We start from the raw sequence: 17,461 nt of genomic DNA on the forward strand, positions 1-17,461 counted from the left end.
CACTTGATTAATGAGAGACACGCAAATGAGTGCAATCACCATCTATCACAACCCGGAATGTGGTACCTCCCGCAACACCCTGGAGCTGATCCGCAACAGCGGCGTGGAACCCACAGTCATCCACTATCTGGAGACGCCCCCCTCCCGTGACCAGCTGGTGGCGCTGATCGCCGCCATGGACATGCCGGTGCGCGATCTGCTGCGCAAGAACGTGCCCCCCTACGAGGCGCTCGGTCTGGCGGAAGATCGTTTCAGCGATGATGAACTGATCGATGCCATGCTGGCCCACCCTATCCTCATCAACCGGCCTATCGTGGTCACCCCCCTCGGTACCAAACTGTGCCGTCCGTCGGAAGTGGTGCTCGATATTCTGCCCGATCAGCAAAAAGGGGCCTTCGCCAAGGAAGATGGCGAGCAGGTGGTGGACGCGAGCGGCAAGCGCCTCAAGTAATCATCTGAGTGCTCAAGTACGGATTGAAACAGGGCCAGCTTCACGCTGGTCCTGTTTCGTTGTGTGAACAAGTTGAAAAAGTTATTCCGGCCAATCGTTTTACCGCTTTTTCTGTGACGATGATCACTGTACCATCGCCGCCCGACCTGCCACCCGGCCGCATCTCCCCCTGCGACGGCGCTGGCGTCACCCGATACATGCTGTCACCCGGAACGTGAATGACCCCAGGATGGGACCCGCCACTAACCTGTAGGTTTGTGGTCTGCGTGTCGCGTGGGTCGGCACCTCTCCCGCCGGATCGCCCGCGACGCCTGTCTGCAGACTTGCCATATGAAACTCCTCTCTTCATAGGTGCAAGATGACACTGTTATTGAGTCTGGTCGGTATGCTGGCCCTGATGTTTATCGCCTGGTTGGCGAGTGAAAACCGCCGAGCCATCCGCTGGCGAACCGTGCTGGGTGCGCTCGCCCTGCAAACCGGTTTTGCTGCGCTGGTGCTATATTTCCCCCCGGACAAATCATGCTCGGTGCCATGAGCAATGGCGTCTCCGCCCTGCTCGGCTTTGCCGACAGCGGCATCCGTTTCGTGTTTGGCGATCTCGCCAGCAACGGCTTTATCTTCGCCGTGCGGGTGCTGCCGCTGGTGATCTTTATCAGCGCGCTGATTGCAGTGCTCTACCACTTCGGCATTATGCAGTGGGTGATCCGGGTATTGGGCGGTGCCATTCATCGTCTGCTTGGCACCAGCCGCGCCGAATCTCTGGTGGCCACCGGCAATATCTTCCTGTCGCAAGGGGAGTCGCCGCTGCTGATCCGTCCCTTCCTCGCTGGGATGACTCGCTCCGAGCTCTTCGCGGTGATGACCTGCGGCATGGCCTCGGTGGCGGGCTCGGTGCTGGGCGGTTACGCCGGTCTTGGTGTGGATTTGAAATACCTGATTGCCGCCTCCTTTATGGCGGCGCCGGGTGGCCTGCTGATGGCTAAACTGCTGGTGCCGGAGCAGCAGCAGGTAAGCGATCAGACCGAGATCACCCTCGACAAGAGCGACTACAGCAACGCCATCGACGCACTGGCGGGCGGCGCCATGGGCGGCATGAAGATCGCGGTGGCCATCGGCACCATCCTGCTCGCCTTTGTCAGCGTCATCACCATGATCAACGCCGGTCTCACCACCGTCGGCGAGTGGTTCGGCTGGGCCGATCTCTCCCTGCAGCAGCTGCTTGGCTATCTGTTTGCCCCGGTGGCCTGGCTGATTGGCGTGCCCGCCAGCGAGATGATGGCGGCAGGCTCCCTGATTGGTCAGAAGGTGATCATGAACGAGTTCGTCGCCTATCTGGACTTTGCCAATATCAAGGCGGATCTGAGCGCCCATACCCAGATCATCATCACCTTTGCGCTGTGCGGTTTTGCCAATCTGGGCTCCATTGCGGTGCAGCTTGGCTCCATCGGCACCATGGCGCCGGAGCGCCGTCACGATGTGGCCAATATGGGCTTCAAGGCGGTGTTGGCGGCGACCCTGGCCAACCTGATGAGCGCCACCCTGGCCGGGATCTTTGTCTCCCTCTGATGAGATAAAACGAGGCTGCGCCAGTAAAAAAGCGCCCGCCCCATGTGGGGCGGGCGCTTTGCTTTATGGGCAGGGTGCTAGCGAGTGTTCGCTTCCCCCAGCCGTGGGTTGAGGGAGAGGATACGGGTCTTGCTGACCCGGTGGCGATAGATCTCTCGCAGATAGAGCAGCGCCTTTTTCACCGATTCACGGCTGAGGCGAATATCGTTGATGGAGACGAACTTCTCCTTCTCGCGGATAAGCTCCCGATATTTCTTCTCATACATGGGCTTGATGGCGTACCAGTTGGTATCGAGGATCTTGGCCGGGTTCTCGAACTCGTTGAGCATGCTGTCGAGCAGCGCATCGTTCCACTCCTCATTGCAGATCATCTCGATCACCGCCTTGTCCAGATGCTCATCGAAGCGATAGTGATCCTTGGCAAAGCAGCGCTTGATAAAGGCCACGATCAGGGTCAGGAAGTCATCGCTCAGGCAGGGGCTCTTGACGATCAGGGTGGTGAGGGAGATGTTGGCCGACGCCCCGATGACCAGCGCATAGCGCTTGAGAGTGGTGTTGGGGAAGAGCCCGTTGAGATGAGATTTGAGCCGGTTGAGATCCATATAGGAGAGCTTGTACTCCTTGGGCAGGGAGATGATCGACACCACAGAGGAGCAGTTCTTGAAGAAGTGCAGCTCGTTGAGGTGGGCCGGGTCATGGCCACTTTTCACATAGTCGTCCAGATACTCCCGATAGTTGCCCGCCTCGATGGGCAGCAGACTGATCCCCTCGATGGCCTGGGTCATCTTGTTGAAGTGGGGCAGCTCGATGGAACGGGTGAAGAGATCGTCCACATTGAGCCCATCCTCCTTGTCAAACAGGCCGCCGGGGGGCGAGATGGACTCGGCATACGCCACCGCCACCGGCCCCGCCAGACTCATAAAGAGGTCGTTGGCATCGAGCCGAATGGTCTCGCTAATATCGATGCCCGCCCGGCGAAAGTAGTTCTCGTCGTAGTCGGTGGTGACGGCCTGGGCGGTAAGAATGTTGAAGATCTGCTGGGAGATGTATTGGTTGGCGTACTTCTCCATGGTGTTGACATCAACATGCTGGATCTCGCCATCGTCGCTCTCTTCGGCGTAGCGCATGATGTCGTTGGAGATCAGCATCATGGCATTCCAGGGCCTGATCCGCTTGAGCATGCTGGCATCGCACGCCTGCTCATTGTCGAAGTGATAGGAGAAGTCCCACTCCTCGGCCAGATACTTGCACAGCAGGCGCCCGGCGTTGATGTGCAGCGCTTCCGAGATCTCGATACCCCGATCACAGATATTGGGCAGGATGCAGATGCCGCTGGTGAAGATGGGATCGAACATGAAGTGCTCCCCGAGGGAGAGGTGCTCCTCCTCTTCTGACGGGGGCGAAAAAGTCTTGCTCATGTAGGAGTACTGCTGGGCCAGCCCGAACTCGGAGGCCATGCCGGAGCCGGTGCCGCCCCCGGCGCTGAAGATGTAGAAATAGAGGCGGGACTGGTTGGCCTTGATGCCGCAGGAGTCCACCAGATAGGTATGAATAGCCTGCCACTCGGAGTTGGCGAAGTAGTGGGGGCTCTTGTTGAGGATGATCTTGGCCAGATACTGGCCAAGGATGGGGGCGTTACCCGCGCCCCCCGCATGGATCTCCGACAAGTCCATCACCCGCATCTTGGCGTAATCACGCAAGGAGCCACCTTCGCCGCTGCGATTGGAGTGGCGGATGCGGCCATCTATGTCCTTGTCCAGATCCCCCAGCATCACCATGGGCTCGATCAGAAAGACCGGTCGAGCCCCGTTGTTTGGCAGCCGCAGATTGCGTCGGATCCAGCTCACCGGACCAAACTCCTTCTCCCGCTTTCGTTGCTCTTCACTGTTGAACTCATTGAGATAAAAGCTGCGGGCGTTGTAGACCAGCGAGGCCACATCCTGCGCGATGTTGGAGCCACAGCGTCCCAGCCCCACCAGACAGACGGACGGAAAGTTGTGGGGCACGGCGGCGCCCGTTTCGCTCTCTCCGATGGCGGCCGGAAACACCGCGTGGCGCAGCTGTTCCAGATTGGCAAGAATGCGGGCCAGATCCCCTTCGGTGTAGTAGAGGTAACGGTTGCCTGCGTCCTGCTCATCATCCGTGTTGATAGGTAGCAGATCGATATGCTCGGTCATGAAAAAAGATCCCTCTTGGCGGCGAATGTATATAAATCAGCAGCTTTGGACTGCCCGGTAACTCTAGATGATAAAAAGCGGGGGCGCGGTGAGAGGAGGGGGAGAGTTGTGACTGTGTGATCATGGGCACAGCAACACGCCGGAAATCTGCCGGCACCCCGCACTGGACGGATGGGGCAACGGCGTCCCATTCCCCTGAAAAGGGGGACGACTGCACTCAGTCACATGTTGGCCGCGTGCCGGATTATCCCGTTCTGAGCGGCCTGTTTCCCTTGCACTGGCGTGGTAGCGCACACATGAAAAAGAATTTTTAGATTGGTTTTAGCACTTCCAATCGATTATTTGATTGGGCAGTAACGGCATTAGCGGTGTCAGATTAGGGGAGCAGGTTGGCCAACGCGCCGTCAGCCAGTCTTTACGCGGTCACACAAGGAGACACTCTGATGGAAACACTTGACCAGAAAATCGACACCATGCGAGAAGCATTTATGCAGCAGGAGCGCAAACAGGCCCACGACAAGTGGCAAGCCAGGGTCGAGGAGCTGCTACAGATACGGGGTGAGGAGAGGCAACCGGAGGAGCAGGAAGAGTAGTGCTCGCTCCCGGGCGAAAGTTGAGGTAGCGAACGTTTCGTATCGGCTACCCGTTATCTACCACCGATAAAAAAACCACCGACTTTTTGCAGGTCGGTGGTTTTTTTTATGGATAGCGGCTGATAGGTGCCCTGACTTCCGGGCCGAGCAATGGTGCCAAATCCGGGGGCGTAGGGATGCGACTACTTCGCATCGGTGACGGGCTCTTCGGAGAGCAACTCGTTAACGAGTCCTGCAGCCAGATGAATATTCGACTCCATCTTGTCGCCGTTCACCGCGTTCTTTTTCCACGATTCAGGGGCTTCGGGATGTGGCCCGGAAACCGCCACCTTGCCTTTGCCGTATGAGCTGATCAGCGCGGCAATCTGATGGTTGTGAAAATGGGCGATGACCTTGACCTGCTCTGGGCTTGGCACCGGCCTAAATTGCGGGCCGGCCTGGTAATACATCTGGCGCTCTTCACCAAGCCAGGTGATCGGGAAGATCCGGGCGCTAAAGTCGCCGTCATAATCATCGGATGTCGCAGGGACAAGGCCCAGCGCCGGCACAAAGCCCTCATCTTCAGACCAGCCGGTGGATGCCACAAATGCCCCCCCACAGATCCCGAGGTAGCGGCCACCATTCTGCAAATAGGTTTTTAACGCCGAACGAGCGTCCGCGGTGAAGGCATTGAGGAGCGGCTCAACATCGTCCTCAGTGCCGCCAACGATAAACACCCTGGCATTATCGAGCTCTGCAGGCAGCGCCTCGATATTGGAGAGATACCTGACTGGCAAGCCCAGCTGCTTGACCACATCCGCAATCGTCTTGGTGCTATCCCCATCAGAAACCGGCCCGTTATAGATCAGCGCGTACGGCTCTTGCTGCGGCTGCGCAGAGGCGGCCTCTGCCATGCATCCTGTCATTAACCAAAGGCTGATAACGCTCGCAATCCGCACGACGCTTTTTGATACATTCATCGCTGCCACTGTCCCTGTGATGTGAACCGAAGAGACTACTTATCACGATCCTGTTCTGCATGTCAGCCGCTGTTAAATGAACATTTCAAGTTAACGTGCCAACGCTGATTGGGCCTGCGTTCGACACACAACGAACGAGCCAATACAGAGGGACAAACCACAGGATTTCGGCCCCTGCTTCGGAGCGCGTACAACAGCCGTCTCACTTCTTCCTGTGTGACGCCTCTTCTGGCTGATGGATAAGGATTCGAGGGAGGAATCAAGCAACATAAGAGGGTGCACTTCACCTTCACTTCACCGAGCGGGGGTAGGGTAGGCTCACGTTTTCAGTTGGAGCTTTACTCTATGCCCACCATTGTCACCCACGCCGCCGTACCCCTCTGCCTTGGGCTCGGGCTGGGCAGCCGGATTATCCCGCCCCGCCTGCTGCTGGCAGGGGTTGCCATCGCCATGCTGCCCGATGCTGATGTGCTGGCCTTCAAACTGGGGGTCGCCTACGGCCATGTCTTTGGCCACCGCGGCTTTACCCACTCCCTGCTGTTTGCCTTTGCCCTGCCCACTCTGGCCATGCTGTTTCACCGCCAATTTTGGGCCAGCGCCGCCACCATCTGGTCGTTTCTGCTGGTCTCTCTGCTCTCCCACAGCCTGCTCGATTCCCTCACCACCGGCGGCAAGGGGGTTGGCTGGCTCTGGCCATGGCGTGACGGGCGTTTCTTCGCCCCCTGGCAGGTGATCCGGGTCGCCCCCTTCAAGTTGGAGGCCTATCTCACGGCCCGAGGTGAGGCGGTGATCCTCTCCGAGCTCTACTGGGTCTGGCTGCCGGGGGTTGTATTGATGCTGGTGTTGATGGGATGGCGGGTATTGAGAGGGGAGGGAGGCGTGGGACGAGGGTCGCCACGCGTTGAAACTAGATCTGTACAATCTGTACACGTTGACAGTCAATCTTGAGGTATTTTTTAAAACCAATATTTATTCGTGATACTGCAACCATATTACTGTATCTAATTCCGCCAAGTTCTGAGCTGGGTGCGACGGGTTTTCCTTTAGAGACAGACGCAGTTTTTTCGCTAAATCAATGTAAGCAACACCTTCGCTTGCACCTTTAGGGGCTCTGAAATTAATATCTTCTAAGTAAGACCATACTGGTTTGTTCAAAACCGGATAGCGTTCTGGATAAGTTAAACATAACATCTCAGAAAAGAATGCAGTCCTAGCCGATACCTTCAACTTTTTAAGCCTGTCAATTTCTCTGACAACAACGTCATCACGTTCGAAATCTGATGACTTAATTATTTTTAGATAACTAATTGATAGCTCATGAAAATTACTTGCTCTCCCTCGACGTTCCCATCCTCTGCCTTGAAGTCTGTTACCAATTTCCCAGCTCCAAAAGTTTGGTAGTTGGGCATAAAATTCCGATGAAAGTATACTTTTTGATGCACAATTGACGAACAGTTCATGTAAAGATGATTTCACCGCCTGATGTTTTAAAATCTGCTGTCTACGTTCGTCAACTTTATCTTTGGCACCATCAGGCAGAGGCAAGAGTAAACTTGCTATTGAATTTTGTTTGTCTGAATTATTAAGAGGTTTATTTTTGCTTGAAGGAGTACCTTCGATGTATTGTGCGAGCCAATCCTCTGATACAACGACAGATTTCTCTGTGATTTTCCCTATCCAGTTTTTTGCTTGACTGTATGATTCAGAATTAATTTCTGAGTAGATATTAGCCTCATAATTACTTTCGAAAGCAGCTTTAGTGAGATTTGATTAGCCAATAAGTACATGACACTTGTCTTCAGTATCTTTCCAAAAAATAGCCTTGGGGTGAAAACCATCAATCTTGTCTGCGACCAAAAATTGGCTTTTCCTTTCCGAAGGTAGCCACTGCATTATTTTATGGCATGCTGATTTCTTTGTAATACCAAAATCTTTGCCAATGATAACTCTGAAATTCTCACATGAATTATTAAGTTGTAAAGACATGTCCCAATGAGTTAAATATGCAGTTACAATATATAGTTCAATTGCTTCATTAAAAGCTTTTTGATAAATCTTCCGGATGTCTGTATCTTGGTCTGGACTATGTAAAAACATTTTCATGATGACTATCTACTATTTTTTAATAAATAAAGCTTGGAAATTTATCTTGTTATTCTTGCTGTGTAACGTTTTTTTAAGAAAAGTGGGTGTTCTGATTTTTACTCAATAATAGTCTTCGTAAGGATTTTCATTTTCTAGTTTATAAACGCAATCCTTACATAGAGCCTTATAGTTCTCCCAACCTTTCATATTGCCAAAGTCTACTTGTTCAAGTTCACCCTCGAATTCAAGAGTCTGGCATTGCTCACATTCAACAATTGGCTCTGAATGACCGCATAAGTAACAAGTATCTATACCATCGTAGATGACAAATGTATCTTTTTTACATGCTGGACACTCCCATACTTCATTATCTGGAATTTCTTCAGCAGCCATTCGTTCCGAGGCTCTATTTTCTAGCTCTTCAACATAGCTATCGAGCTTTAGTACCTCTGAGTGCAACTTGGGTGGGAGCTGAGAGAAAATATCTGAAGCCAAATGGTCTCGGCAAAATGATGAATAAAAACCTACAAGACTTACAAAGTTGGACTTAATTTGCTCGATCGAAAGATCAAACTCAAAATGAACTATTTGGTTTCGAAGCTCAGATGCAGTTCTAATGCACTTAACATCAGGTTGCTTCAATTTAACTTTCGAAATATTCTCCAGCCTCTCAATCGCTAAACTCAGATCTACGGTGTTTTTGGGCTTATCTATATTCGAGTAGATAAAAATCTCATTAGTTCTTCTCAGGCGTTCTTTTAGACTGGTTTCGATTGCCTGAACTAAAAGCAGTATCGCAAACTTCCATTTATTTTCATCTGATTCAGCCTGAATAGCCTTACTCACAGACTCTAAGAAGAAGCTTGTGGAGTTTTCTAAAAGTGTCATTTTTAAATTAGGCATGTAATCTCCACATAAAGCTAATGTCCCTCTCGTATGTTGGGTTTTGCTACACGCGGTGACAACCTACAAAAACCACGCTACCGCCCCTGAGTGACAGCCCCCAGCCCGCTGCTTTTAACCTGCGAGATAGCAACAATCGCTTTCATGGCGTTCTTCCGAGAGGTTGATTGTCATTCGGGTATCTTAAAGGGAAGGGGGGCGAGTTGAGAAGCGTGTTTTGGCCGGAATCTGTGTTGGATCAATAAATTAGTCATTAAGGCGTGCGCTGAGTGAACCACTCATTTGGCAGGGAATGCAAAGCAGCCCTCACCCCAGCCCTCTCCCGAAGGGCGAGGGGGCAAGACGCCCATAATTGCAAGCGGGTGCAAGCGAGATAAAAAGAAAGGGAGCCGGTCAGGCTCCCTTTGATGCAGTGATTGCAGCTATATCGCTATACGTGGTGTTGATACGCAAGCTGGGCCATCAGGGCCACAGGCAGCTGACCCCATTATCCGACCTTAGCGGTTGGTCGCGGCCTTCATCCCTTCCACAAACTCCTTCAGACGGGTGAGCATATGTTCCGGGTTCTGGTGGTGGGTCTCGATGATCTTCACCACGGCGGAGCCGGAGATGGCACCGGCGGCGCCAGCCTTGATCGCTTCACGCACCTGAGCAGGTTCGCTGATGCCAAAGCCGAGCAGGGCGGGGGGGGCGTTGAACTCGCGCAGGGTATTGATCAGCCCCTCCACCGGCATGCCGGCCTTGGTCTCGGCACCGGTGACGCCGGCGCGGCTCACCAGATAGGTGTAACCATTGCCGAGCTCCGCCACCTGTTTCAGGGTCTCGGCGTCGCCATTGGGCGGGGCGATAAAGATGCTGTCGATACCGAACTTGTCGGCGGCCGCCTTGTAGGGGGCGCACATCTGCACCGGCACGTCGGCAACCAGCACCGAATCCACGCCCGCCTGCTGGCACTTCTCGTAGAAGCCGTCGATTTTGCGCACATAGACGAGATTCGCGTAGACCAGCAGGCCAATGGGCAGCTGCGGGTACTTGGCGCGGATGCGGCCAAGCAGCTCGAAGCAGTCGTCCGGGGTGGTGTGGCTGGCAAAGGCGCGCAGGGCGGCGCCCTGAATGGTGGGGCCGTCCGCGACCGGATCGGAGAAGGGAATGCCGAGTTCGAGGGCATCGGCGCCCCCTTCTACCAGCGCATCGACGATGGCTAGCGACAATTCGGGGGTGGGGTCACCCAGCATCACGAACGGCACAAAGGCGCCCTGATTAGCCTCGTCCAGACGGGAGAAGAGTTGTGCGTAACGGTTCATGACAAGGTTCCTTCTTTCTCAAAAATGTCTGCGACGGTGAAGATATCTTTGTCGCCACGGCCGGAGAGGTTGACGATGAGCACCTGCTCTTTTTCCGGTTCACTGCGGGCCATCTTGAGGGCGTGGGCCAGTGCGTGGGAGGACTCCAGCGCGGGTATGATGCCTTCGGATTTGGCCAGCTCCTGGAAGGCATCCAGCGCCTCCTTGTCGGTCACCGAGGGGTACTCGGCGCGGCCGATGGTGGCCAGATGGGCGTGCTGCGGGCCGACGGAGGGGAAGTCGAGCCCCGCCGAGACGGAGTAGGACTCCTGAATTTGCCCCTGATTGTCCTGCATCAGATAGGAGTGCATGCCAAAGAAGACCCCCTTGCTGCCGTGACCGAGCGGCGCACCGTGCTCGCCACTTTCGATACCGTGGCCGCCCGGCTCGACGCCGATCAGGCGCACCGACGGCTCATCGATAAAATCGGCAAACATGCCGATGGCGTTGGAACCGCCGCCGACGCAGGCGATCACTGCGTCGGGCAGTCGCTCCTCCTTCTCGAAGCACTGGGCCTTGGCCTCTTCGCCGATCATCTTCTGGAACTCCCGCACGATGGTGGGGAAGGGGTGCGGGCCGGCGGCGGTCCCGAGCAGGTAGTGGGCCGACTCGTAGTTGGCAGCCCAGTCGCGCAGCGCCTCGTTGCAGGCATCTTTCAGGGTGCTGGAGCCGGAGTGCACCGGGATCACGGTGGCGCCCATCAGCTTCATGCGAAAGACGTTGGGCTTCTGGCGCTCGCAATCCTTGGCGCCCATATAGACCCGGCACTTGAGGCCGAGCAGGGCGCAGGCCAGCGCAGTGGCCACTCCATGCTGACCAGCACCGGTCTCGGCGATGATCTCGCTCTTGCCCATCCGTTTGGCCAGCAGCGCCTGACCCAGCACCTGGTTGGTCTTGTGGGCGCCGCCGTGCAGCAGATCTTCACGCTTCAGATAGAGTCGGGTCTTGGTGCCCTTGGTCAGATTGCGGGTCAGGGTGAGTGGCGTCGGGCGACCGGCATACTCGGTCAGCAGGGACTGAAACTCGGCGATAAAGGCCGGATCATCCTTGGCATCGACGAAGGCTTTCTCCAGCTGGAGCAGGGCCGGGATAAGGATTTGGGGTACATACATACCGCCAAATTCACCGAAAAACGGGTTGAGCAGGGTCATGGCTTCTTCCTTGTATTAGCTAAATCGAAACATCAAAAAGGGTTGCGTTACAGGTTGCGCAGTGCGCCGAAGGCGGCTGCAATCTTGTGCGCATCCTTCTGGCCCGGGGCACTCTCCACCCCGGAGTTGAAATCAAGTCCGAGGCAGCCCACTTGCGCCGCCTGCAGGGCGTTGTCGGGATTAAGGCCCCCCGCCAGCATCAGCTTGGCTTTATCGAGATGGGCCAGCAGGGCCCAGTCGAACGCCTGACCGGTACCGCCGCTCTGGCTGCCTACTTTGGTATCCAGCAGCAGGCGATCCGCCGGGTAGTCGAGGGCGGGCAGCGGCTCGCCACTTGTGATGCCAATTGCTTTCCAGATCTGGCAGCCAGCGGGCAGCAGCGGACGCAGTTCTTCGATATAGGCGGCATCTTCATCCCCGTGCAGTTGCACGGCGGCGAGTCCCAGCGCATCCACCGTCTTGGCGATGGTGGCGGGCTGGGCGTTGCGAAATACCCCGACGTAGGAGAGCGGTGCGCCCGCCATCACGGCGCGGGCGGCGGGGATGTCTACATAGCGCGGGCTTTTCGCCACAAAAATCAGACCGCCAAACACCGCACCCGCCTGATGGGCTGCGGCGGCATCCTCGGCGCGGGTCAGGCCGCACACCTTGTTCTGGCCCAGTACCAGCTTGCGCACTGCGGCTTCCAGATCCGGCTCGGCCATCAATGACGAGCCCACCAGAAAGCCCTTGGCGTGGTGGCGCAGATCCGCCACCTGAGCGCGGTGATTGATGCCGGACTCGCTGATCACCACCCGATCGCTCGGAATGTCTTTGGCCAGCTGTTTGGTGCGGGCGAGATCGACGCTCAAATCGCGCAGATCCCGGTTGTTGATGCCAATCACCGGCGCGCCCAGCGCGATGGCGCGGGTCAGCTCCTCCTCGTTGCTCACCTCGGTGAGTACGCCAAGGCCCAGCTCCTTGGCGACCGCGAACAGGGCGCGATAGCCCTCGTCGGTGAGCACCGAGAGCATCAGCAGGATGGCATCCGCCTGATAGTGGCGGGCCAGATAGACCTGATAGGGGTCAATCATGAAATCCTTGCAGAGCACCGGCTGACTGACGCGGCTGCGCACCCGCGGCAAAAAGGCAAAATCCCCCTGAAAGAACTTCTCGTCGGTCAGCACCGAGATGGCGGTGGCGTATTTGCCATAGATGTCGGCGATCGCCTCCGGGCTGAAATCGTCGCGGATCAAGCCCTTGGAGGGGGAGGCCTTCTTGCACTCCAGAATAAAGCGGGTGGAGCCCGCCTTGAGCGCCCCGACGAAATCCCGATCGCTGGGGGTCAGCGTGCTCTGGAAGCTCTCCAGCGGCTGGGCCAGCTTGCGGGCGGCAACCCACTCCTGTTTGGCCGCCACGATCTTGCCGAGAATGGTCTGGCTGATGGAGGCAATGTTCAGAAAAGCATGGGGGGCAATAAGGTCTGACATCTCGTTATCCTTGCGAAACTGGCTCTTGCCCTGTGGGCGTTCTGAATGACTGCTGTGCGACATGGTGGCTGACATCATGCCTCCTGATGGCCCGCTTCCTGATGACTCAGGGTGGCGAGCTGAGCGGCCAGATCCGAAGCCTTGCCGCTCGCCAGCACTGCCAGCACCTCGGCCGCTGCGCTCTTGAGGTCTGTCGCCTTGCCCGCCATCAGCAGCAGCGGCGCCACATTGGCGGCAATGGCGGCGTTGTGAGCCGGAGTGCCACGCCCTTCCAGAATGGCGGCAGTGATGGCGCGGTTCTCTTCAGGCTCACCACCCTGAATGGCGCTGACCGGGTAGGTCTCCAGGCCAAAGTCAGCCGGGGTGAGCAGAAACTCGCGGATCTCGCCGTCACGGATTTGGGCCACCTGGGTCGGGCCGTGGATGGCAATCTCATCCAGCCCGGCGCCGTGCACCACCATACCGGTTTTCAGCCCCAGTGCCAGCAGGGTTTCTGCGATGGGGCGCACCAGCTCGGGGGCATAGACCCCCATCAACTGATAGGTGGGACGAGCGGGGTTGATAAGCGGCCCCAGCACGTTGAACAGGGTGCGGGTCTTGAGGGCTTGGCGCACCGGCATGGCATGGCGCACCCCGGCGTGGTACTGGGGGGCGAACAGGAAGCAGATGCCGAGCTCATCGAGGCAGCGGCGCGCCTGCGCCGGGCTCATGTCGAGCTTGATGCCCATTTTGTCGAGCAGATCGCTCGAACCCGACTTGCTCGAGACCGAGCGGTTGCCGTGCTTGGCCACTTTCAGGCCGCAGGCGGCGGCGACCAGTGCCGAAGTGGTGGAGACGTTGATGGTGTTGAGGCCATCGCCACCGGTGCCGACGATGTCGCAAAATTCATAGTCCGGACGCGGGAAGTCACGTGCTTCGGCCAAGAGGGCCTCGGCGGCGCCAGCGATCTCCTCCGGGGTCTCCCCCTTGATCTTGAGGGCAGTCAGCAGGCTTGCGAGCACGATGGGGTCCACTTCGCCACGTACCACCTGACCGAAGGCGTCGCGGGTACTTTCACGGCTCAGAGACTGACCCTGATAGAGGGTGTTGAGATGTTGATGCATGTTGGTCTCCTTACCGCACACTGCTTTCTGGACGGGTGATATGGGCGAGCGCCTGAGTCAGCAGACGAGCCCCTTCCGAGGTCATGATGGATTCCGGGTGGAACTGGAAGCCCAGTACCCGCTCATCCTGCTGCTCGATGGCCATGGGCATCCCCTGATAGTGGGCAATCACCGTCAGCTCTTCCGGTACATAGGTGGCGACCAGCGAGTGGTAACGGGCCACCGGCAGCGGGCTCGGCAGACCGGCGAAGGCGCCGTGGCCGTTGTGCTCAATCAGCGAACGCTTGCCGTGGACGATCTCGCCCGCCGCGCCGACGGTGCCACCGTAGGCTTCGCACAGGGCCTGATGACCGAGGCAGATACCGAGGATGGGCACCTGACCACGAGCCAGCTTGATGAGGTCTATCAGGCAGCCCGCCTCGTGGGGGGCGCCCGGCCCCGGCGAGAGCACCAGTACGGCGTCCCCTTCACAGGCGGCAATTTCGCTCATGATGCGGCTGGCCGGCAGGCTGTTGCGGTAGATCCGCACCGGATAGCCGAGGGAGCGGAACTGGTCGACGAGGTTGTAGGTAAAGGAGTCGAAGTTATCGAGCAGGAAGATATTGGTGGCTGTTGATCCGGTACTCATTGGCTCACGTCCTTATGTTGCTCCTGCTGGGCGCTCAGGGCTTGCAGGGAGGTGCCATGGCTGGCGGCGATGGCGGCCAGCACGGCGGCCGCCTTGGCGCGGGTTTCGTCCGCTTCGGCTTGCGGCTTGGAGTCATAGACCACCCCGGCACCGGCCTGCACATGGGCCACGCCATCTTTGACAAACGCCGAGCGGATGACGATGCAGGTATCCATCTCGCCGGCACCGTTGATGTAGCCGACCGCGCCGCCGTAGCTGCCGCGGCGCTTGCCTTCCACCATGCGAATAAGCTCGCTGGCGCGGATCTTGGGGGCGCCGGTGAGGGTGCCCATGTTCATGCAGGCCTGATAGGCGTGCAGGGCGTCAAGGTCAGAGCGCAGGGTGCCGACTACCTTGGAGACCAGATGCATCACGTGGCTGTAGCGATCCACTTTCAGCAGCTCCTTGACGTAGCGGGTGCCGGGCTCCGAGATGCGGGCGATGTCGTTGCGGCCCAGATCCACCAGCATCAGGTGCTCGGCCACCTCTTTTTCGTCCTGACGCAGTTCCAGCTCGATGCGGCCGTCGAGATCGCGGTTGATGCTGCCATCAGGGTTGAAGCCGCGGCGGCGGGTACCGGCGATGGGGTACATCTCCACATCGCGGCTGGCGGCGCAGAATTTCACCGCGCTCTCGGGGGAGGCGCCAAACAGGGTGAAGCCCTCATCCTGCACGTAGAACATGTAGGGGCTGGGATTGGTCTGCTTGAGGCGGCGATAGGCGGCCAGGGGGCTCGGGCAGGGCAGGGAGAAGCAGCGGGACGGCACCACCTGGAAGATATCGCCACGGCGGATAAAGCCCTTGAGCTTCTCCACCTCGGCGCAGAACTGTTTGTCGCTCTTGTCCACGCTCATGCCACCGGTCAGGGGCTGGGTGGTCAGTTCGGCGCAGAGGGGTTGCTGGCAAATCTGTTTGAAGTCGATGAGTCGTTCGGTCAGGCGGGTGTATCTGTCTTCCACCTGGCTTTCGTCGCTGTCGCCGCCAAAGATGCAGGCGAGCAGTTGAGTGGTGCGTTCGATATGGTCGATGGTGATGAGGGTCTCGGCCACATAGAAGCAGTAGTCGGGGCAGCTGTTGCTCCCCTCCGGCACGTCGGGCAGATCTTCAAATGAGGCGATGAGGTCATAGGCAAAGCTGCCCGCCATAAAGAGCGCTTCTTTGCCGAGCTGGCAATCAAGCTCCCGCTGCAGGGTGCGCAACACGTCCAGCACGCTGCTCCCCTTGAGGCGGGAATCTTCGTCCTGCTCCCGATCGGAGGCCGGGAAGTCGAGCTGCAGCTCGCCATCTACCAGCGAGCGGGCAACCACCGCAGGCAGCCGCTCAGCCAGCAGACTCTGCAACTGGGCTCCGTTGTCGTTCAGGCTGCGCACCCGCACGGTGTGGCCACGGCACTCGATGCGCAGGCAGGCATCGACCAGCAGCAGGCTCTGTTTACCTGCCTTGGAGTCGATCTCCACCGATTCCAGCAGCAGGTTGTTGGGGCGACCCTGACAGAGGCGGGTATAGAGCGCCAGCGGATCGGCCACATAGGAGGCGTTGAGCTTCAGGGTATCGAATTCACCCAGAGGAAGGCGATGTGTGGCTGTCATAGTGCGTTCCCTTGCGTGTGATGCTGTTTACCGATGTTCATGACGTTGAATTCCTTAGAAATTTAATTGGTCCGGGGTGGCTGGTTCAGGGGCGCCATCGCCAGCTCAGCTTGCTTGTCTGAATTCTCGGTTTCATCACAGGTCCATTTGCCGGATAATAAAAAAGCCCGCTGGGGTCAGCGGGCTTTTTCTTTGGGTTCTTAATTTGCTGTCAGATTACAGGTACAGCAACGACCACACGCCCGCATGTCAGGGAGTGTGCCACCACCAGATGGTCAGGATGGAAGTCGTTTGCATGATAAAGTCCTGTAAAAAGATGTTTGCAATGAAGTGCCTACAGAAAACGATAAAGCCGCGGCCAAGTCAAGTCGCTTTTTAGCCTTCTTTCACCGATTTGCCATGAATGGTGACCTGACCACGAGAGCGGAATAACCTGATGAGATTCGATCTTCACTGCCATACCACTGCCTCCGACGGGGTGCTGAGCCCAGCCGAACTGGTGCGTCGCGCCGCCGAAAAACAGGTCGAGGTGTTAGCGGTTACTGACCACGATACCCTTGCCGGACTTGATGAGGTGCGCCGCACCATCGACGCCGAGCAACTGCCGCTGCGACTGGTGAGCGGGGTCGAGATCTCCACCGGCTGGGAGCATCACGAAATTCATATCGTGGCGCTGGGGGTGGATGAAAAAAATCCGCAACTGACCGACTTTCTGGCCGGTCAGCTGGCCCGTCGCGAGGCGCGCGCGCTGGAAATCGGGCGTCGTCTGGAGAAGTGCCTCATCCCCGGCACCTATGAAGAAGCCAAGGCGCTCGCCGGTGACGCCGCCGTGACCCGCGCCCACTTTGCCCGAGTGCTGGTGGCACGCGGGGTGGCCGACAATATGCAGAAGGTATTCAAAAAGTACCTGAGCCGTGGCAATAAAGGGTATGCCCCGGCCGAGTGGCCCGAGATGAGCGAAGCTATCGCGGCCATTCATGCCGCCGGTGGGCTGGCGGTGCTGGCCCACCCCAGCCGTTACGATCTCACCGCCAAGTGGATCAAGCGGCTGCTGGTGGCCTTCAAGGCGGCAGGTGGGGATGCCATGGAGGTTTCGCTGCCCCAGCAGAGCCCACAGGAGCGGGCCAATCTGGGCCAGTGGGCCAAGGAGCACGACCTCTATATCTCGGTGGGATCGGATTTTCACTTCCCCTCCAACTGGACCGAGCTGGGCCGCCACCTCTGGCTGCCCAAAGAGGGAATGCCCGTCTGGCTGGCCTATCCCGGTCACTTTGGGCTCACCACCGAACAACATGCCGAGCTGCTGGCGAGTCGCTAACGGCGCCAGCGAAGCAGCCACAAACAGGTTTAAGGTAGTGTCATGGGTCTTTGGCCCGTGACCATACGAGCGGGCAGGTATTGCTGC

Annotated in this window: 15 protein-coding genes and 1 pseudogene; 5 read left to right on the forward strand and 11 right to left on the reverse strand. The window is 57.6% G+C overall.

Translation table 11 applies throughout. From position 1 onward, the window contains the following. Nucleotides 1–25 precede the first annotated feature (25 nt). Nucleotides 26–451 carry a glutaredoxin-dependent arsenate reductase gene (gene arsC, locus ACTG2J_RS06175; RefSeq protein WP_080741219.1) on the forward strand — a complete coding sequence of 142 codons (426 nt, stop codon included), beginning with the start codon at nucleotides 26–28 and terminating at the stop codon, nucleotides 449–451. 358 nt (nucleotides 452–809) lie between these two features. Further along, nucleotides 810–2,017, forward strand: a pseudogene (locus ACTG2J_RS06180) (NupC/NupG family nucleoside CNT transporter). A gap of 77 nt (nucleotides 2,018–2,094) precedes the next feature. Here the strand turns inward: ACTG2J_RS06180 and ACTG2J_RS06185 are convergent. Beyond that, entirely contained in the window at nucleotides 2,095–4,194 is a 2,100-nt protein-coding gene (locus ACTG2J_RS06185) for a hypothetical protein (protein ID WP_335843915.1), read from the reverse strand. A gap of 443 nt (nucleotides 4,195–4,637) precedes the next feature. Between ACTG2J_RS06185 and ACTG2J_RS06190 the strand changes: the two genes are divergently transcribed. Continuing rightward, nucleotides 4,638–4,787, forward strand: coding sequence for a hypothetical protein (locus ACTG2J_RS06190; protein ID WP_005338159.1), 150 nt, complete (start codon nucleotides 4,638–4,640; stop codon nucleotides 4,785–4,787). Between the two features lie 182 nt (nucleotides 4,788–4,969). On the opposite strand, the gene ACTG2J_RS06195 is transcribed toward ACTG2J_RS06190, so the two are convergent. After that, nucleotides 4,970–5,746 carry a BPL-N domain-containing protein gene (locus tag ACTG2J_RS06195; RefSeq protein ID WP_439997291.1) on the reverse strand — a complete coding sequence of 259 codons (777 nt, stop codon included), beginning with the start codon at nucleotides 5,744–5,746 and terminating at the stop codon, nucleotides 4,970–4,972. 345 nt (nucleotides 5,747–6,091) lie between these two features. Between ACTG2J_RS06195 and ACTG2J_RS06200 the strand changes: the two genes are divergently transcribed. Then, entirely contained in the window at nucleotides 6,092–6,694 is a 603-nt protein-coding gene (locus ACTG2J_RS06200; RefSeq protein WP_439997292.1) for a metal-dependent hydrolase, read from the forward strand. Nucleotides 6,695–6,715: 21 nt separating this feature from the next. Here the strand turns inward: ACTG2J_RS06200 and ACTG2J_RS06205 are convergent, their stop codons facing one another. The 9 genes from ACTG2J_RS06205 to ACTG2J_RS06245 form a co-directional block, all read right to left on the reverse strand. Next, nucleotides 6,716–7,291: a hypothetical protein gene (locus tag ACTG2J_RS06205; RefSeq protein WP_439997293.1), complete on the reverse strand. Its 576-nt coding sequence runs from the start codon at nucleotides 7,289–7,291 to the stop codon at nucleotides 6,716–6,718. A 225-nt stretch (nucleotides 7,292–7,516) separates the two neighbouring features. Further along, entirely contained in the window at nucleotides 7,517–7,849 is a 333-nt protein-coding gene (locus tag ACTG2J_RS06210; RefSeq protein WP_439997294.1) for a hypothetical protein, read from the reverse strand. Between the two features lie 102 nt (nucleotides 7,850–7,951). Then, nucleotides 7,952–8,734 carry a hypothetical protein gene (locus ACTG2J_RS06215; protein ID WP_290034983.1) on the reverse strand — a complete coding sequence of 261 codons (783 nt, stop codon included), beginning with the start codon at nucleotides 8,732–8,734 and terminating at the stop codon, nucleotides 7,952–7,954. A 497-nt stretch (nucleotides 8,735–9,231) separates the two neighbouring features. Continuing rightward, nucleotides 9,232–10,038 (reverse strand): tryptophan synthase subunit alpha, encoded by an 807-nt coding sequence (gene trpA / locus ACTG2J_RS06220; RefSeq protein WP_421386076.1) that lies wholly within the window; start codon nucleotides 10,036–10,038, stop codon nucleotides 9,232–9,234. Continuing rightward, nucleotides 10,035–11,228, reverse strand: a complete 1,194-nt coding sequence (trpB, locus tag ACTG2J_RS06225; RefSeq protein WP_421386077.1) for a tryptophan synthase subunit beta — start codon at nucleotides 11,226–11,228, stop codon at nucleotides 10,035–10,037. Before trpB ends, trpA begins: the two co-directional genes overlap by 4 nt. Before the next feature lie 47 nt (nucleotides 11,229–11,275). Continuing rightward, on the reverse strand, nucleotides 11,276–12,772 hold the full coding sequence (gene trpCF, locus ACTG2J_RS06230) for a bifunctional indole-3-glycerol-phosphate synthase TrpC/phosphoribosylanthranilate isomerase TrpF (protein ID WP_421386136.1): 1,497 nt from the start codon (nucleotides 12,770–12,772) through the stop codon (nucleotides 11,276–11,278). Beyond that, on the reverse strand, nucleotides 12,772–13,800 hold the full coding sequence (trpD, locus tag ACTG2J_RS06235; protein WP_421386078.1) for an anthranilate phosphoribosyltransferase: 1,029 nt from the start codon (nucleotides 13,798–13,800) through the stop codon (nucleotides 12,772–12,774). Before trpD ends, trpCF begins: the two co-directional genes overlap by 1 nt. Nucleotides 13,801–13,810: 10 nt before the next feature. Beyond that, a complete protein-coding gene (locus ACTG2J_RS06240; protein WP_013723977.1) occupies nucleotides 13,811–14,428 on the reverse strand; it encodes an aminodeoxychorismate/anthranilate synthase component II in 618 nt (205 codons plus the stop codon). After that, nucleotides 14,425–16,056: an anthranilate synthase component 1 gene (locus ACTG2J_RS06245; protein ID WP_439997295.1), complete on the reverse strand. Its 1,632-nt coding sequence runs from the start codon at nucleotides 16,054–16,056 to the stop codon at nucleotides 14,425–14,427. Before ACTG2J_RS06245 ends, ACTG2J_RS06240 begins: the two co-directional genes overlap by 4 nt. A gap of 436 nt (nucleotides 16,057–16,492) precedes the next feature. Between ACTG2J_RS06245 and rnm the strand changes: the two genes are divergently transcribed. Further along, nucleotides 16,493–17,374 carry an RNase RNM gene (gene rnm, locus ACTG2J_RS06250; protein ID WP_335833053.1) on the forward strand — a complete coding sequence of 294 codons (882 nt, stop codon included), beginning with the start codon at nucleotides 16,493–16,495 and terminating at the stop codon, nucleotides 17,372–17,374. Nucleotides 17,375–17,461: the final 87 nt, after the last annotated feature.

This window comes from Aeromonas sp. 6P, from assembly GCF_051919525.1.
Taxonomy (GTDB): domain Bacteria; phylum Pseudomonadota; class Gammaproteobacteria; order Enterobacterales; family Aeromonadaceae; genus Aeromonas; species Aeromonas veronii.

Bases quoted from the DNA above. Each gene is read 5' to 3' on its own strand.
- trpCF (WP_421386136.1), bottom strand. From the start codon at position 12,772: ATGTCAGCCACCATGTCGCACAGCAGTCATTCAGAACGCCCACAGGGC.
- ACTG2J_RS06215 (WP_290034983.1), bottom strand. From the start codon at position 8,734: ATGCCTAATTTAAAAATGACACTTTTAGAAAACTCCACAAGCTTCTTC.
- rnm (WP_335833053.1), top strand. From the start codon at position 16,493: ATGAGATTCGATCTTCACTGCCATACCACTGCCTCCGACGGGGTGCTG.
- ACTG2J_RS06195 (WP_439997291.1), bottom strand. From the start codon at position 5,746: ATGAATGTATCAAAAAGCGTCGTGCGGATTGCGAGCGTTATCAGCCTT.
- ACTG2J_RS06245 (WP_439997295.1), bottom strand. From the start codon at position 16,056: ATGACAGCCACACATCGCCTTCCTCTGGGTGAATTCGATACCCTGAAG.
- ACTG2J_RS06200 (WP_439997292.1), top strand. From the start codon at position 6,092: ATGCCCACCATTGTCACCCACGCCGCCGTACCCCTCTGCCTTGGGCTC.
- ACTG2J_RS06185 (WP_335843915.1), bottom strand. From the start codon at position 4,194: ATGACCGAGCATATCGATCTGCTACCTATCAACACGGATGATGAGCAG.
- trpD (WP_421386078.1), bottom strand. From the start codon at position 13,800: ATGCATCAACATCTCAACACCCTCTATCAGGGTCAGTCTCTGAGCCGT.
- trpB (WP_421386077.1), bottom strand. From the start codon at position 11,228: ATGACCCTGCTCAACCCGTTTTTCGGTGAATTTGGCGGTATGTATGTA.
- ACTG2J_RS06240 (WP_013723977.1), bottom strand. From the start codon at position 14,428: ATGAGTACCGGATCAACAGCCACCAATATCTTCCTGCTCGATAACTTC.
- ACTG2J_RS06210 (WP_439997294.1), bottom strand. From the start codon at position 7,849: ATGAAAATGTTTTTACATAGTCCAGACCAAGATACAGACATCCGGAAG.
- ACTG2J_RS06190 (WP_005338159.1), top strand. From the start codon at position 4,638: ATGGAAACACTTGACCAGAAAATCGACACCATGCGAGAAGCATTTATG.
- arsC (WP_080741219.1), top strand. From the start codon at position 26: ATGAGTGCAATCACCATCTATCACAACCCGGAATGTGGTACCTCCCGC.
- trpA (WP_421386076.1), bottom strand. From the start codon at position 10,038: ATGAACCGTTACGCACAACTCTTCTCCCGTCTGGACGAGGCTAATCAG.